Below are 15,094 nucleotides of genomic sequence, written 5' to 3'. Positions count from 1 at the left end.
AGTTACCTCTTGTAACATTTAAGCCCTACGGCTTAGGTAAATCGGTTTGCAACTTTAGTAGTGCTTAACATACAATCGCCTGCCAAATTATCTGAGGAAGTAGGGTTTGAATAGTGTGATACAAACAAGACGCACCCTAGCGATATGGCTTGCTGCCATATTGGTGCTATTGTCTGTTGCCATTGCTGTTCACAGTGTTTCCCATGCTAGTGAAGACTCTAAGGCCAATTGTTCGCTGTGCTTACATCAGCACCAGTTGCAACATGCGCTAACCAGTACACCCTTTCATTTTCAACTCGCTCAGCAGGGTTATATCTCGGTTGAGTTTCAGGCCGTTTCCTTTAAGCGACCTTTTAGTCGTTTCTTCAATAGTCGTGCTCCGCCCATAACAGCATAAGTTACTGTTTATTCAATTTATCTTAATTAACTTTGAGCGCCTTGGCTTAGCTAAGGCGCCGATGCTGTTTATTTTCGGAGTGAAAATGACTTCTTTTTATGTCCCTAAGCGCACTGCGCTGTTGCTGGGTGCCTTGTTTGTGCTCAATCCTATTTCAATGCTGTTGGCCGCAGAAAGCAGTCAATCGAGTTCACAAGCTATTGATACTGTGAGTGACGCAGTGCTTGACACTGATATTGAACGTTTAAGTATCCACTATCGCCAAGCCTATCGTGGCAATGTGTCCTCAACTGAACTTCCCCAAGCGATCAGTGTGTTAGACGAGCAATTGATAAAAGACGCGGGGCTGACGCGGTTTCAAGATGTACTGGACTATTCCGCGAGTGTGGCGCGGCAAAACAATGGCGGTGGTTTATGGGATAGTTTTTCCCTACGCGGCTTTCCGGGCAACGAAAACATGCCATCGGGGTATTTAATCAATGGCTTTAATGGTGGCCGAGGTTTTAGTGGTCATAGAGATTTATCAAACGTTGCCTATGTCGAGATTTTAAAAGGCCCAGGTTCGGCACTTTATGGCCGCTCGGAGCCCGGTGGCACAGTCAATATTGTGACTAAGAAACCTCAGTATCAAACCAGTGGTTATTTAAAGGCATCGGCAGGGAGTTTCGACCAATATCGGTTAGAAGGTGATGTGACCTCAGGTTTAACCGATAACTTGGCATTTCGGATTAATGGCGCTTGGCAGGAACACGATAGTTTTCGTGATTATGTGTTTAGCGATAAAAAAATCGTTACGCCGTCTGTGCGTTGGCAGATTTCCGAAAAAGCTTCCTTGTTGTATGAAATGGAATACCTCAAGCAGGAACAGCTATTCGATCGCGGCATTATTGTGCTCAATAACGATATTAATACCGTACCCCGCTCGCGTTATTTAGGTGAGCCTAATGATGGCGCAACGGAGGTGAATGCCACAGGGCATCAGCTGACCTATGACTATGAATTAAATGATGATTGGTCATTAACTGCTGGCTATAACTACCGAGACTCTAGCTTGAAGGGTTATTCGTCTGATGCTGAGTTAGCAAAGGGGCGGCAATCGCTATTTGATGATGGTCGCACGCTGACTAGGCAGCACAGATATCGTGACTACGCCTCTGAGGATAATTCGCTGCGTCTAGAGTTAAGTGGTCATGTGGATACGGGTTTTATTCGTCATAATTTGCTGCTCGGTGCCGATGCCTATCACTACAATTTGAAGACGGGGCTATATCGTTATCGGGGCAAAAAAGGTGAATACGCCATCGATATCTATACCCCTCAATACGGTGGGCCTCAGCCAGAGGTGAGTTTGTTGTATGAGAATAACGAGACTCAAAAGGCGTGGGGGACCTATCTGCAAGATCAAATGGATTTAACAGAAAAGTGGAAGTTGCACCTTGGGCTAAGGTTCGATAGTTATCAGCAAGATATCAGTGAAGTCGCGAAAGATACTCTGTCAGAGCAAACCGATAGTCGAGTCAGCCCCAAGGTAGGTCTGGTGTATTTATGGTCCGATGCCTTAAGTTTCTATAGTTCATATTCTGAAGGCTTTTTACCGCTTTCTGGAACTGACTTTGCGGGTAAGCCCTTCGAAGCGGAAGAGAGTCAGTCGGTTGAACTGGGGATGAAGTTTAATGGTACTTGGTTAAACGATCTTCCTATAAACGGTAGTTTAGCCGTGTTCGATGCCCAAAAGAGCAATATCTTGACCTCAGATCCTATCAATGTTGGTTTTTCTGCCACCTTAGGTAAAGCTAAAAGTAGCGGGGTTGAACTCGATTTAGCCGCCGAACTGACGGAGGATTTACAAGCAAAATTATCCTATGCCTATCTTAATACCCGTACCGCCAATGACAGCTTGAATCCTGATTGGGGCGTGCTCATTCCTGCAGGTAGTCCACTGGTGAATGTGCCAAAGCATACCGCGAGTGTGATTCTGAAACAGGATTTGAATCGGCTTTCTATTGATGGTCATCTAGGGCTTAGCTGGCGTTATGTGGATGCGCGCCTCGGCGATTCTGCCGATCCTAGTTTTCAATTGCCTTCTTATCAGTTACTTGGGGTGTTTATGAACACCCACTTAAGCGACAACTTAAGCCTTGGAGTGAATCTGGATAACTTACTGGATGAACATTACATCGCGAGTAGCTATTCCGCTCTTTGGGCCGTGCCGGGTGAGCCACGTAGCATTAAAGTGAGTGTCAGCTATGAGTTCTAATATCAGTGCTAACCCAGCGTTATCTTCAGGTTTTGCCGAGCAAGAACGGGGTCGTTCTATTGGCCGCACCCGGATTAATAGTATCGATATGATGCGCGGCGCCGTGATGCTTATCATGTTACTCGACCATGTGCGGGAGCGGTTTTTCTTTCACATGCAGGTGAGCGATCCTATGGATTTGAGTTCGACCTCTTGGGGGCTTTTTGTGGGTCGCTTTGCCGCCCATTTTTGTGCGCCAGTCTTTGTGTTCTTAACCGGGGTTTCTGCATGGCTTTATGCCAATCGTAGCCATGGCGAGCCACGTTCAGCACGTATGTTTTTGATTAAACGCGGGCTGTTTTTAATCGCGCTGGAAATTTTAGTGATTAACTTCTCTAACCTCTCTTGGATGGTCAGCTATTACACCCTTTGGTTACAGGTGATTTGGGTGATTGGTCTGAGTATGTTAGCGCTCGCTGCGCTGATAAACCTGCCTAGACCTTGGATGGCCCTTTTAGGATTTGCGATTGTTTTTGGCCATAATCTGTTGACGCCAATTGGTTTTCAGCCCAGTGAGTGGGCTTACGGTCTGTGGACCATATTGCACGACCGCGGTTATCTCGTCAGCGAAGGTGCACTTAGGGTTAAGGTGAGTTATCCCGTGCTGCCTTGGATTGGGGTGATTTTACTGGGTTATGTTGCAGGGCCACTTTTTAGTAATAAGCCGAACGGAAGCCATCTTGATGCATCGGCTCGCCAGCAAAAGCTGCTGTTTGTAGGGATCAGCTGTTGGGTACTTTTTGCGGTGCTACGTGGGTTTAACCTTTATGGCGAAACCTTGCCTTGGCAGTCGGGGGCACATTTGGGTGAAACCTTGATGTCGGTATTCAATTTAACGAAATACCCGCCATCATTAAGCTTTTTACTGGTGACCTTAGGCGGCATGTTTTTTTGCTTAGTGGCCTTTGAGCGGTATTTTGCATCAAGTGGGAAAGTGGATGGGATATTAGCGCGAGTGGGCCATGGGTTGTCTGTGTTTGGCTCAGTGCCTATGTTCTTCTATATCTTGCATTTGTACGCGCTGTTACTGCTGTATACTTTAGCGAAATTCATCTTTGGCGTAAACCATGGTGAGTACTTTGGCGTGAGCAATATAGGATGGGTTTGGTTTATCGCGGGCGTGTTAGCCATCGCATTGTATTATCCCGTTAAACGGTTTAGCGAGTATAAAAAACACAGCACTCAGGCTTGGATTAAGTACCTCTAATCTATTCTGTTTGATCAAGCTTTAAATGCAAAAGTCGCCAAGTGTTTACTTGGCGACTTTTTGTTTTGGTTAGAGCAATCATCTATTTAGCGATTATTCTGCGAGTAAGCTGCGTAGCATCCAGGCATTTTTCTCATGCAGTTGGATGCGCTGGGTGAGCAAGTCCGCAGTCGCTTCATCATTCGCTTGATTCACCAGCGGATACAAGGCTCTGGCATTGCGGATCACCAGTTCCTGATCGCTTAATAGTTCGCGGATCATGGTTTCGGCTTGAGTGACACCTTGATCTTCTTTTATCTCGGTCAGCGCGGCATAGGCTGAATATGAGCCGAGTGCTCTGGCACCTAATGCACGTACACGCTCTGCGATAAGGTCGACCGCAAGGGCAAGTTCGGTATACTGCTGTTCAAATAGCAAGTGTAAGCTAGTGAACATTGGGCCAGTAACGTTCCAGTGAAAGCTATGGGTCTTAAGGTAAAGACTGTAGCTGTCGGCCAATAGTTGGTTTAGCCCTGCGGCGATTTCTTCTCTGTGAGCTTGATTGATACCTATGTTAATCATGGCGTTTTCCTTCTATTGTCTTACTGAGTGTGTTTAGTCTAATCTTCTGATATTAAATGTAAAATGAGTAAATTAGATTCTGTAAATCTATAAATTCGATTGAACTTTCGAGTGTTAAATCTCGTAATCGATAAAGCCTGATATCATCTCCTTTCGCCGTGCTGCAGTAACAATGCCATGGCAGAACTGCTATCCTAGCGGCATATTGTGAGTCGATACTTTAATTGAATAAAACTGACCCTAATGAATAAATCAGCCTATTTAACCGCCATGAATGTGACAACTTGGCGAGTGCGCGACACTAAGGTGAAACCTTATTTAGTGATTTGGGATGAAAATGGTGAGTTACCAGAAGCAGAGCCGCTTATTGACGCTGTGCTAACGCTTATCGACATAAAGCGTGACGAATGTGATTTTGACTGTGAGCCCCATACGGGTAAACAGATCGTTTGGGATCTGCGACGTCACAAAGTCAGGCCACGTACCGCATGGTTAGTGTCTGAGCCGTTGGCCGATTTATTAGTGGGTTGGCAGGCTAAAAGCGCGCTCTGGCAGCAGATTTACCAATGGCGCGACCAAGTTAGCGGCCAAGCGCCAAGCAAGTCTTAAGCTTTACTCGTAAATACATTAATAACCAATACTTTGGAATACCAGCGTTGAACATCCCACCAGTAGATAGTCTATTCACGACACCATTCGCAGCACAATTGACAGTAGGTTTGCCTGTTGAGCTTGTGGCTCTCACGCTTGAAGATGTTCCCCAAATGGCGCAGCTTGAATCCTTGGCCCATAGCCATCCCATGAGCGAGGGGAATCTTGCCGATTGTTTTGGTCACTTGTACCGTGTCCTAGGTTTAAAGCTGAGTGCTCACTTAGATGTAGGTGCAAATACTGAGGCAAATATTGACGTCGATTCGGATTCAGATACTTATCACATCGAAGGACTTTTAGGGTTTGCGATAGTGCAGCAAATTATCGATGAAGTGACTTTATTGGATATTTGCCTATTACCGAGTCAGCAGGGCAAAGGTTACGGCAAGTTATTACTCAAGGCTGTGATGGCATCGGCCAAGGTATCGGGCGCTGTGGTGCTTATGTTAGAAGTGCGAGAGTCTAATCTTGCCGCCCGTGCTTTATATCAACAGGCTGGCTTTATTGAATCGGGACGACGTAAAGGTTACTACCCGATAGAGGGCGGTAAAGAAGATGCTATCTTGATGGATTTAGCGATAACCCAAGAATAAGCTGAGCATTCATGTCGTAAAACGACAGCTATACGAATCACTCTTCATAAACAACAGTCATAAAAACAGGCAATAAAAAACAGCGCCTAAGCGCTGTTTTTCTATTTTAATAACCCTGAACTCTATATCACTAAAACTCAGCATCATCTGAAGTTTGCATCAAGGTTATCTGCATCTAAGCAAAAAGGTTATTTCACTTCTTTACCTTGGGCCTGCAAGTCTGCATGGTAGCTTGAGCGCACTAATGGGCCACAGGCTGCATGGGTAAAACCTAACTCATCGGCTAAGGCTTTAAGCTCGTCAAACTCTGCTGGTGGCACATAACGTTCAACCGGCAAATGGAACTTAGACGGCTGTAGGTATTGGCCTAAGGTCAGCATTTCAACTTTATGTTCACGCAGATCACGCAGTACTTGAGCGATCTCTTCGTTGGTTTCACCCAGTCCCATCATCAGGCCTGATTTAGTGGGCACATTTGGATGACGTTCTTTAAAGCGTTTTAGCAGATCGAGCGACCATTGGTAATTCGCACCTGGGCGCGCTTTACGATAATGCATGGGCGCCGTTTCTAAGTTGTGGTTAAACACATCAGGCGGCTCAGTCGATAAAATATCTAAGGCAGCATCGATACGACCACGGAAATCAGGCACTAAGGTTTCGATCTTGATGTCCGGATTAAGTTTGCGGATCTCACGGATACAATCAGCAAAATGCTGGGCGCCACCATCACGTAAATCGTCACGATCTACAGAGGTAATCACCACATATTTTAGCTTCATATCGCGGATAGTTTGCGCCAATTTAACTGGCTCTTCAGCATCAGGCTTAAGCGGACGACCATGGGCCACGTCGCAGAATGGGCAACGACGAGTACAAATCGCACCCAAAATCATAAAGGTTGCTGTGCCGTGGTTGAAGCATTCAGCGAGGTTAGGGCAAGAGGCTTCTTCACAGACAGAGTGCAGGCCATTTTTACGCAGCGCTTGCTTGATGTCTAAAATGCGTTGATTCGATGCCGGCAGTTTAACCCGTAACCAATCGGGTTTACGCAACATAGTGTCGCGCTCTGATGGGACGATTTTGACCGGAATACGAGACACTTTATCGGCATCTCTTAGTTTTACTCCGGGTTGTAAACGTTCAGGCCTATTCATGACGCTGCTAATCCTTGATGATGAACTAGGTGTTGATAGCCCAGTAATTGGCTAAAAGTAATAGTAAGTTGCTCGCCCGCTTCAATCACGGTTTGTGGTCCGCCAAGTGCTTTGCATTGCACCATTTCAAGACCGGCATAACCACAAGGGTTGATACGGCGAAATGGTGCTAAATCCATATCGACATTAAGGGCTAATCCATGGAATGAACAGCCTTTACGGATGCGTAATCCGAGGGAGGCAATTTTACGTTCGTCCACATATACGCCCGGCGCATCGGCCTTGGCATAAGCGTTAATTTCGTACTTGGCGAGCATATCGACAATGCTTTGCTCTATATGAGTAACGAGTTGACGCACGCCGACTTTACTACGTTTTATGTCGAGAAGAGGATATACCACTAGTTGTCCAGGGCCGTGGTAAGTGACTTGGCCACCACGGTCCACTTGGATCACAGGAATATCGCCAGCATTCAAAATATGCTCGCTTTTACCAGCTTGGCCTTGGGTAAACACGGGTGGGTGTTCTACTATCCACAGCTCATCTGGGCTCTCACTATTACGCGTGTCAGTGTAGTGCTGCATAGCATGCCACACTGATTCGTAATCTTGTTTTCCAAGATGCCGAATGTGCAAAGTCGTGTCTTGCAAGGGCAACCTCTCCCCTTAGAATTGAGTGGCGCTATTATACGCCTCTTGACCATAAATGTAAGACAGATCACATTTCATGGCCTTGAGGAATATTTATAGTACGCGGCGTACGCCTTCGATGGCGGCAAGTTCAGTGTACAAAATTTCGATATGGTCTTTGCTGGTCACTGTCACGCGGATAGTAATGGAGTGATAGCTACCTTTGCTCGACGTTTTTGTCGAAGGTGAATAATCACCCGGTGCATGTTTTTGTACCACAGCCACGACTTTGTCAGTTAGCGTTTCGTGGGCTTCACCGACGACCTTAAAAGGAAATGCGCAAGGGAAATCCATCAGTTCATCAAATTTAGTGTCTAACATACTCAGTACTCTTAGCGGCTATATTGGGATATATATGGTGGCGATTATACCCGATTCAAGGGCGATGCACTCCCCAAAAAAATAAAGCCACCCTAGGGTGGCTTTATTTATGGGACTTAGCTTAGCTAAACCATCCAGAAAACATCTGCTTAAAGTAATCGACTAATTTACTAAACCAGCTACCTTCGTTGACTTCTTGCAACGTCACCAGTGGGAACTGGGCAATGTCTTTACCATCTAGTTGGAAGAATAGACGGCCTACAGTTTCACCTTTTTTCAACGGTGCATCTAATGGCTTAGTCAATTCGAAGTTTGCTTTCAAGTCTTTACCGCGGCCACGGCTGATCGTAATAGGTGTATCAGTTGCGACGCCTAAATCAACAGTGCTCTTGTCACCGTACCATATTTGTTGGGTTGTGAAGCTATCACCCGCTTTGTATGGCGTGACAGTTTCAAAGAAACGGAAGCCATAGGTCAGTAACTTTTTACTTTCAGCTTTACGGGCTGATTCACTTTGAGTACCCAGAACCACAGAAATCAAACGCATGCCGTCTTTGGTTGCAGATGCGACTAAGTTGTAACCTGCACCAGAGGTGTGGCCTGTCTTGATACCGTCCACGCTCATGCTGTTATCCCACAACAAACCATTACGGTTATATTGTTTGATACCGTTGAAGGTATAAAATTTTTCGCTATAGATGCGGTATTCTTCTGGAACGTCGCGGATTAAGGCTGCACCTAACAATGCCATATCATAGGCAGTTGTTTTGTGGTTTTCTGAGTCTAATCCATGGGAGTTTTCGAAGTAGCTATCACGCATACCCAGCTGTTTTGTCCATGAGTTCATCATGTCAACGAAGGCGCCTTCGGTGCCAGCGATATGCTCTGCCATAGCTACACACGCATCGTTACCCGATTGGATGATGATACCGCGGTTTAAATCCCCGACTTTAACGGTAGTTCCAACTTCAATGAACATCTTAGAGGAGTCAGAGAAGTTTTTAGACCAGGCATTTTTACTGATAGTCACATCATCATCGACCGAGACATTGCCCGCTTTGATTTCTTGACCTATGACATAACTGGTCATCATTTTAGTTAAGCTGGCTGGGTTAAGGCTTTCATAAGCGTTACTCTCAGCGATAATCTGGCCCGAATTATAATCCATCAAGACGAAAGCCTTGGCGGCCACTGCTGGTGCATCAGGTGTAATAATAGGCTGCGCAGCATAAACGGGGAGAGACACACTGGAAATTAGCAGCAATGTTTTAATGGGACTTTTTACAAAATTCATCATTAACTTGGCACGTCTTTTGGTTGTATTAAATGGAAAGGATTCGAGAAGATCTCCAACAGTGTACCACTTTCTGACTGTGGGTTTTAGTGAAGGTTCCTTCATCTCTATTTTTAAATCAATTCTGGTCCGAGCAAACAGTGATTACTCATGGACTATATAGCCCTCAGGAAACCCATTTTGCTGGACGTTATTGAGCAGTTTGTCTGCTAATTCAGGTTGGCCTATGGGGCCGAGCTGTAGTCTAAACATATTGTTTGCGGCTTGTACACGGGTCTTTACCTGATATTTTCGCTCCAGATTTTTCGCCATGGTATTGAGTTTGGCTTTATCTTTCGATGCGACTAACTGAATGTAATGATTACCTGTATCTTGCGCGCTGGCAATAGCCGAATTAGTGGCCGCGACACTGCCGACATACACCACATCGAGTTTGATCCGCGCGGTTCCTTTGCCGAGCATGCCGAGTTTATAGGCGGCGGCGTAGGAGACGTCGAGAATACGGTCTGAGTGGAATGGCCCGCGATCGTTGATACGAATGATCACTTGCTTATTGTTATCTAAGTTAGTGATCCGAGCATAACTTGGCAGTGGTAGCGTTTTATGGGCACCTGACATGGAATACATGTCATAGGGTTCGCCATTGGATGTCTCATAGCCATGAAATTTTTCACCGTACCATGAGGCACGGCCCGTTTCACTAAAACCTTGGCCTGTGTTCATCACAGTGTAAGACTCGCCGTAAACCGTATAGGGCTTGTTACCGCGGCGACTATAGGGCTCGTACTTAGGCTTGGCATTTGGCACATGGTCCACATTGGGTGGATTGAGTGGCAGCTTGTCATTCTTTAGCGAATAGCGCCCCTTGTTGGGGTCCATATTTTTTTTGTTTGTGCTGGAGCTAGCTTGGTTTGGGCTCGAAGAACACGCAACAAGTGTGAAGCACGCAACCAAAGCGACAAGCTGTAAAAGATTATTTTTTAGCGGCATGCTGTTCCTTTAATTGTTGGCTAAATTGATAAACGGCCATTGAATACAAAGGACTGCGATTATAGCGAGTGATTACATAAAAATTGTTTAAGCCAAGCCAATAATCATCGTGATCGGCTTGTTCCAGTTTAATGAGTAAGGCTTTTTGCGAGACATCCAAGTCCCTCGCATCAGCCAAGGACAAGGTTGGCGTTAGAATATTGGCGACTTTATAATTGAGCTTTTCGCCTGCCCATACTTTCGCTTTTGGCGCTGTTTGGCTGCTATTGACCAGCGGTAAAGCAACGGGTGCATTGGCTTGCCAACCGTGTTCATGGAAATAATTGGCGACACTGCCAATCGCATCCTCTGGGCTTTGCAATAAATCGCGGTTACCACTGTTATCGAAATCGACGGCGTAATGGCGGTAACTTGAGGGAATAAACTGTCCATAACCCATGGCACCCGCATAGGAGCCTTTGAGGGTATTGATATCTAAGTGCTCTTCTTTGACTAATTTCATCAACTCACCAAATTCCTTGCGGAAAAAGGTGGCGCGAGGCGGATAGTGAAAACCTAAGGTATAGAGGGAATCAATTACAGGGTAATTACCTGTGAACTGGCCGTAAAAGGTTTCAATCCCAATAATGGCAACGATAATCTGTGGGTCGACTTGGTACTTAGCCGCCGCTTTAGCAATGGTTTTCTCGTGTTTTTTCCAAAAAGCGAGCCCAGCATCAAGACGTTTTTCTGTTAAAAAAATCGGGTAATACACATGCCAAGGTTTTGCTTCCCATGGACGGGTCATCGCATCGATAACCCCTTGGTTATATTTTGCTTTGTCTAGAAAAGCGAGCACTTCTGTCCGAGTAAAACCTTGTTTTACTTGAGCTTGGATAAACTCTTCTTTGAGCTCAGCGGGAGTTGCGGGTACTAGTACTTTATCCACTGCGGGAGCCACTGGGGTGCTTGAAGCGGGTGCCTGCGCGGGTGTCGGTTCATTTGCCGTGGTGCATGCGACTAAGCATGAACTTAAACACAGTAAACCGAGTGGAGCCAAATAAGCTCGGAGAGTAGGCATAAAAAAGTCCCTAAAATTATCTATCTACGAAACGTCTATGGGTATGAATGCTCATAAGAATGCCAAACCCTGTCATCAATGTCAGCATGGAGGTTCCACCATAACTGACAAGGGGCAGTGGTACACCTACCACGGGCAGGATACCTGAAACCATGCCAATATTCACAAAAACATAAACGAAAAACGTCAGCGTGATACTGCCAGCCAGTAGACGAGCGAAACTGGTTTGTGCGCGGGAGGCGATGACTAAGCCACGGCCTATGATGTAAAGGTACATAATTAACAGTAAGATACTGCCAATTAAACCAAATTCTTCACCGATCACCGCAAAGATAAAATCGGTATGACGTTCAGGGATAAATTCAAGCTGTGATTGAGTGCCTTCGAGCCAACCTTTGCCCCAAAGTCCACCTGAGCCGATGGCGATTTTCGACTGGATAATGTGATAACCCGCGCCGAGGGGATCTTGTTCAGGATCGAGCAGGGTTAATACCCGCGTTCTTTGGTAATCGTGCATCAAGAAATACCAAAGGATAGGCAGGAAGGCGAGTACTGCCGCGATAAAACTGCCAACAATGATCCAGCTCATACCCGATAAAAACAGCACAAAAATCCCCGATGCGGCCACCAAAATTGAGGTGCCTAAGTCGGGTTGTTTAGCGATCAATAGGGTTGGTACGAGTAAAATCACTCCTGCGCCAGCGAGGTAACGTTTCTTGGGGGGAAGAGGGAACTTACTGATATACCAAGCCATTGTGATGGGGAAGGCGAGTTTAATAAGCTCTGAGGGTTGGAACTCCATAAAGCCTAAGTTCAACCAGCGCTGCGCGCCTTTATTGATTTCACCGAAAAAGTGTACCCCAAGCAGCAAGACAACCCCCGCAAGATAAATGGGTAATGCCCAACGTTTAAGCGCTTCAGGATTGATTTGTGCCATGGTAAACATGATGCCTAGCGACAACACCATACGGAATAGTTGTCGTTCCATCATCTCTAAATCTGCACCGCTGGCAGAATAGATGACAAACAGGCCAAAGCCCATCACAGCTAATAGTCCGAGCAATAAAGGCAAGTCTATGTGCAAGCGTTGCCAGATGTTTTGATATTGGCTATGGGTACTCATGGTATGGGTTTCCAAGTATCTCTAAGCATATATTCATCGAGCATAGCTCGAGCGACTGGGCCAGCATTTGCGCCGCCCCAACCTGCGTTTTCCATCACGACGGCGAGGACAATTTTAGGATCCTCGAAGGGTGCATAGGCCACAACTAAGGCATTATCGCGGAAATGTTCGGCAATTTTACTGGCATCGTATTTAGTATTTTCCGCCACGCCGATGACCTGTGCAGTACCGGTTTTCATTGCGGCAGTGTAAGTGGCATCGGTAAAGCGTGACTTATTTGCGGTTTGGCGCATAGCTTCGTTGATGATATTCCAGTTACGGGGATTTTTAAGTTCAATTGGTGGTAACTCATTAATCGGTGAGTCAATTTTGGCAGTATTGTCTTTAATTGATCTCAGCAGATGTGGCGGGAGACGGCGGCCTTTGTTGGCCATAATCCCAACGGCATTAGCGAGTTGTAATGGCGTTGCCGTCCAATAACCTTGTCCAATACCGACGGAAATGGTGTCGCCTATATACCAAGCTTGATTGTACTTTAAGCGTTTCCATTCCTTGGATGGCATGTTGCCAGCCGATTCTTCAAAGATATCAATCCCTGTATTTTGGCCAAAGCCAAATTGTTCCATAAAGCGGGCGATATGATCGACACCGACCTTATAGGCTAACTCATAGAAAAAGGTATCGCAGGATTCTACAATCGCGCTATAAACGTTGACCCAGCCATGTCCCCAGCGTTTCCAGTCGCGGTATTTACGTTCAACACCAGGAATTTGCCAAAAACCGGGATCCCACACTCGGGTACTCTCGCTAATGGCTTTCTCATCAAGGCCTAACAGTGCGAGGTGAGGCTTGATGGTAGACGCAGGTGCATATTGACCTTGAGTCGCGCGATTGATCAAAGGGCGTGATTTATCATTGAGTAACGCACTGTAATCTTTACTATTAATGCCTTGTACAAACTGGTTTGGATCATAGCTTGGGCTCGATACCATAGCTAATACTCCACCGTCACGGGGATCGATGGCAACAATAGAACCACGCAGACCTGTGAGTAGTTCCACCGCTTTTTGTTGCAGCTTGAGATCTAAGGTGAGGTAAATATCTTGCCCCGGCTCTGGCGGAACAATTTTTAAGGTGCGAATGGCGCGGCCGCGGTTGTTCACTTCTTCTTCTAAGTGTCCGGGTTTGCCATGCAGCAAAGATTCATAAAATTTTTCAATGCCTTGCTTACCAATGTCTTTGGTCGCCGCATAGTTTTTCCACAGATCGCTGCGTTCAAGTTGGGCGCGATCTCGGGTGTTAATTTTGCCTACATAGCCCAGCACATGGGTGATTTGCGCGCCGTAGGGATAGTTACGTTTAAGACCCGCTTCGACCGAAATACCCGGAAATCTGTGTTGGTTAACACTGAAAATGGCCACTTGTTCTTCGGTGAGCTGGTTTTTCAGTGTTAGCGGTTTGAAACGGCGATGAAATTTCAGGGCGTCAGTAAAGGTTTCGCGCTCATCATCACTGATCTCAATTAACTTGCCGAGTTCATCTAAGGTCTCTGACATGTTACTGATTTTTTCGGGCACGAGATCGAGGGAATAAAAGGGTAAATTTTCAGCTAAAAGTATACCGTTGCGATCGTAAATGAGACCACGACTAGGGGCAATTGGAACAACACGGATGCGATTATCATTTGAGCGAGTTGCATAATCTTTATAGGATTCAACCTGTAAATGATAAAGGTTGGTGACTAATACGCTAAATAGAGCGAAAACGCAAAAAAAAGTGAAAAGCGCCCTGCGCTTAAAAAGAGACGCCTCGGCGGCGTGATCATGCATTGTTATCCGCTTTTTTGGCGACACTTATGCTATCTCCGGCTGATCCCATGACGGGTGGTTGACACTCGTTAACATCAAGATCCCGCTATTCTCTATGGTAGGGGTGATTCGTGTTCACGCTCCACGCGCGGTACAAACTTTCGGCAACCACCACCCGTACGAGTGGGTGAGGTAAGGTTAATGCCGAAAGACACCAACTTTGGTTTGCCGCTTCTTTGCAAGCTGGCGCTAATCCTTCAGGTCCACCAATCAGTAAACTGACGTCGCGACCATCGAGTTGCCATTTAGTCAGTGCGGTTGCTAGCTCGGGGGTCGTCCAGTTTTTGCCGGGGAGATCTAAGCTAACAATATGATTGCCTTTGGGAATGGCCGCCAACATTTGTTCGCCTTCTTTTTGAAGTATCCGGACAATGTCGGCATTTTTCCCCCGCTTTCCAGCGGGTATTTCGATAAGCTCCAGCGCCATATCACGGGGAAAACGGCGCTGGTATTCTTCGAAACCACGGGTAACCCAATCGGGCATCCGTGTTCCTACTGCGATGAGCTGTAACTTCATCAGTCTTGCTTTTCTGACCAGAGCTTTTCAAGCTGGTAGAAATCACGGGTTTGATCTTGCATAACGTGCAGGATCACATCGCCCATGTCCACAAGAACCCATTCGCTGCTTTCGCGGCCTTCAACACCTAAAGGTGGAATACCGGCTTTTTTCGCTTCAACCACAAGGTTTTCGGCGATAGCTTTAACGTGAGTCTTTGATGTACCTGAACATATGACCATGTAGTCAGTGATGTTAGATTGCTTGCTGACATCCAGAACAACAACGTCTCTGGCTTTCAAGTCGTCGATCTTGTCGACAACAAACTGTTTTAATTCCGCGCTCTGCACGCTGGCGTACCTCATTAATTTTAAATAGCGCGGTAGTATACCAG

16 protein-coding genes are annotated in these 15,094 nt (G+C 46.2%); 5 read left to right on the top strand and 11 right to left on the bottom strand.

The window, feature by feature from the left end:
* The first annotated feature begins 106 nt into the window (after window positions 1-106).
* The 3 genes from KFE26_RS00710 to KFE26_RS00700 all read left to right on the top strand — a co-directional run bounded on the left by KFE26_RS00710 (window position 107) and on the right by KFE26_RS00700 (window position 3,900).
* Window positions 107-397 carry a DUF2607 family protein gene (locus KFE26_RS00710; protein ID WP_028761491.1) on the top strand — a complete coding sequence of 97 codons (291 nt, stop codon included), beginning with the start codon at window positions 107-109 and terminating at the stop codon, window positions 395-397.
* A gap of 85 nt (window positions 398-482) precedes the next feature.
* On the top strand, window positions 483-2,654 hold the full coding sequence (locus KFE26_RS00705) for a TonB-dependent siderophore receptor (protein ID WP_212599341.1): 2,172 nt from the start codon (window positions 483-485) through the stop codon (window positions 2,652-2,654).
* Window positions 2,644-3,900, top strand: coding sequence for a DUF1624 domain-containing protein (locus tag KFE26_RS00700; RefSeq protein WP_212599340.1), 1,257 nt, complete (start codon window positions 2,644-2,646; stop codon window positions 3,898-3,900). Before KFE26_RS00705 ends, KFE26_RS00700 begins: the two co-directional genes overlap by 11 nt.
* Window positions 3,901-3,993: 93 nt before the next feature.
* Here the strand turns inward: KFE26_RS00700 and dpsA are convergent, their stop codons facing one another.
* On the bottom strand, window positions 3,994-4,461 hold the full coding sequence (gene dpsA, locus KFE26_RS00695) for a DNA starvation/stationary phase protection protein DpsA (RefSeq protein WP_028761488.1): 468 nt from the start codon (window positions 4,459-4,461) through the stop codon (window positions 3,994-3,996).
* A 243-nt stretch (window positions 4,462-4,704) separates the two neighbouring features.
* Here dpsA and KFE26_RS00690 point away from each other — a divergent pair, with 243 nt between their 5' ends.
* Together KFE26_RS00690 and rimI are read left to right on the top strand one after the other, a co-directional pair.
* A complete protein-coding gene (locus KFE26_RS00690; protein ID WP_028761487.1) occupies window positions 4,705-5,070 on the top strand; it encodes a hypothetical protein in 366 nt (121 codons plus the stop codon).
* A 47-nt stretch (window positions 5,071-5,117) separates the two neighbouring features.
* Complete coding sequence (gene rimI / locus KFE26_RS00685) at window positions 5,118-5,705, top strand: ribosomal protein S18-alanine N-acetyltransferase (protein WP_409437970.1); 588 nt, start codon at window positions 5,118-5,120, stop codon at window positions 5,703-5,705.
* A gap of 188 nt (window positions 5,706-5,893) precedes the next feature.
* On the opposite strand, the gene lipA is transcribed toward rimI, so the two are convergent.
* The 10 genes from lipA to rsfS all read right to left on the bottom strand — a co-directional run bounded on the left by lipA (window position 5,894) and on the right by rsfS (window position 15,050).
* Complete coding sequence (gene lipA / locus KFE26_RS00680) at window positions 5,894-6,859, bottom strand: lipoyl synthase (protein WP_028761485.1); 966 nt, start codon at window positions 6,857-6,859, stop codon at window positions 5,894-5,896.
* On the bottom strand, window positions 6,856-7,509 hold the full coding sequence (gene lipB, locus KFE26_RS00675) for a lipoyl(octanoyl) transferase LipB (RefSeq protein WP_173243224.1): 654 nt from the start codon (window positions 7,507-7,509) through the stop codon (window positions 6,856-6,858). Before lipB ends, lipA begins: the two co-directional genes overlap by 4 nt.
* Window positions 7,510-7,602: 93 nt before the next feature.
* Window positions 7,603-7,869 carry a DUF493 family protein YbeD gene (ybeD, locus tag KFE26_RS00670; RefSeq protein WP_006082758.1) on the bottom strand — a complete coding sequence of 89 codons (267 nt, stop codon included), beginning with the start codon at window positions 7,867-7,869 and terminating at the stop codon, window positions 7,603-7,605.
* A 121-nt stretch (window positions 7,870-7,990) separates the two neighbouring features.
* Window positions 7,991-9,166, bottom strand: a complete 1,176-nt coding sequence (locus tag KFE26_RS00665; protein WP_028761483.1) for a serine hydrolase — start codon at window positions 9,164-9,166, stop codon at window positions 7,991-7,993.
* 141 nt (window positions 9,167-9,307) lie between these two features.
* Window positions 9,308-10,153, bottom strand: a complete 846-nt coding sequence (locus tag KFE26_RS00660) for a septal ring lytic transglycosylase RlpA family protein (protein ID WP_212599339.1) — start codon at window positions 10,151-10,153, stop codon at window positions 9,308-9,310.
* Window positions 10,137-11,213 (bottom strand): lytic murein transglycosylase B, encoded by a 1,077-nt coding sequence (mltB, locus tag KFE26_RS00655; RefSeq protein ID WP_105251681.1) that lies wholly within the window; start codon window positions 11,211-11,213, stop codon window positions 10,137-10,139. The genes KFE26_RS00660 and mltB overlap by 17 nt, the downstream gene beginning before the upstream one ends.
* 16 nt (window positions 11,214-11,229) lie before the next feature.
* Window positions 11,230-12,336 (bottom strand): rod shape-determining protein RodA, encoded by a 1,107-nt coding sequence (rodA, locus tag KFE26_RS00650; RefSeq protein ID WP_028761480.1) that lies wholly within the window; start codon window positions 12,334-12,336, stop codon window positions 11,230-11,232.
* Window positions 12,333-14,189, bottom strand: a complete 1,857-nt coding sequence (gene mrdA / locus KFE26_RS00645; RefSeq protein ID WP_168822786.1) for a penicillin-binding protein 2 — start codon at window positions 14,187-14,189, stop codon at window positions 12,333-12,335. The genes rodA and mrdA overlap by 4 nt, the downstream gene beginning before the upstream one ends.
* 61 nt (window positions 14,190-14,250) lie before the next feature.
* Entirely contained in the window at window positions 14,251-14,721 is a 471-nt protein-coding gene (gene rlmH / locus KFE26_RS00640) for a 23S rRNA (pseudouridine(1915)-N(3))-methyltransferase RlmH (protein WP_006082752.1), read from the bottom strand.
* Window positions 14,721-15,050 (bottom strand): ribosome silencing factor, encoded by a 330-nt coding sequence (gene rsfS, locus KFE26_RS00635; RefSeq protein ID WP_006082751.1) that lies wholly within the window; start codon window positions 15,048-15,050, stop codon window positions 14,721-14,723. Before rsfS ends, rlmH begins: the two co-directional genes overlap by 1 nt.
* Window positions 15,051-15,094: the final 44 nt, after the last annotated feature.

The sequence above is a fragment of the Shewanella sp. M16 genome (assembly GCF_018224605.1).
In the GTDB taxonomy this organism is placed as follows: domain Bacteria; phylum Pseudomonadota; class Gammaproteobacteria; order Enterobacterales; family Shewanellaceae; genus Shewanella; species Shewanella oncorhynchi.
The sequence above is the reverse complement of the archived record's forward strand: the minus strand, read 5'-3'. Positions and strand labels throughout refer to the sequence as shown.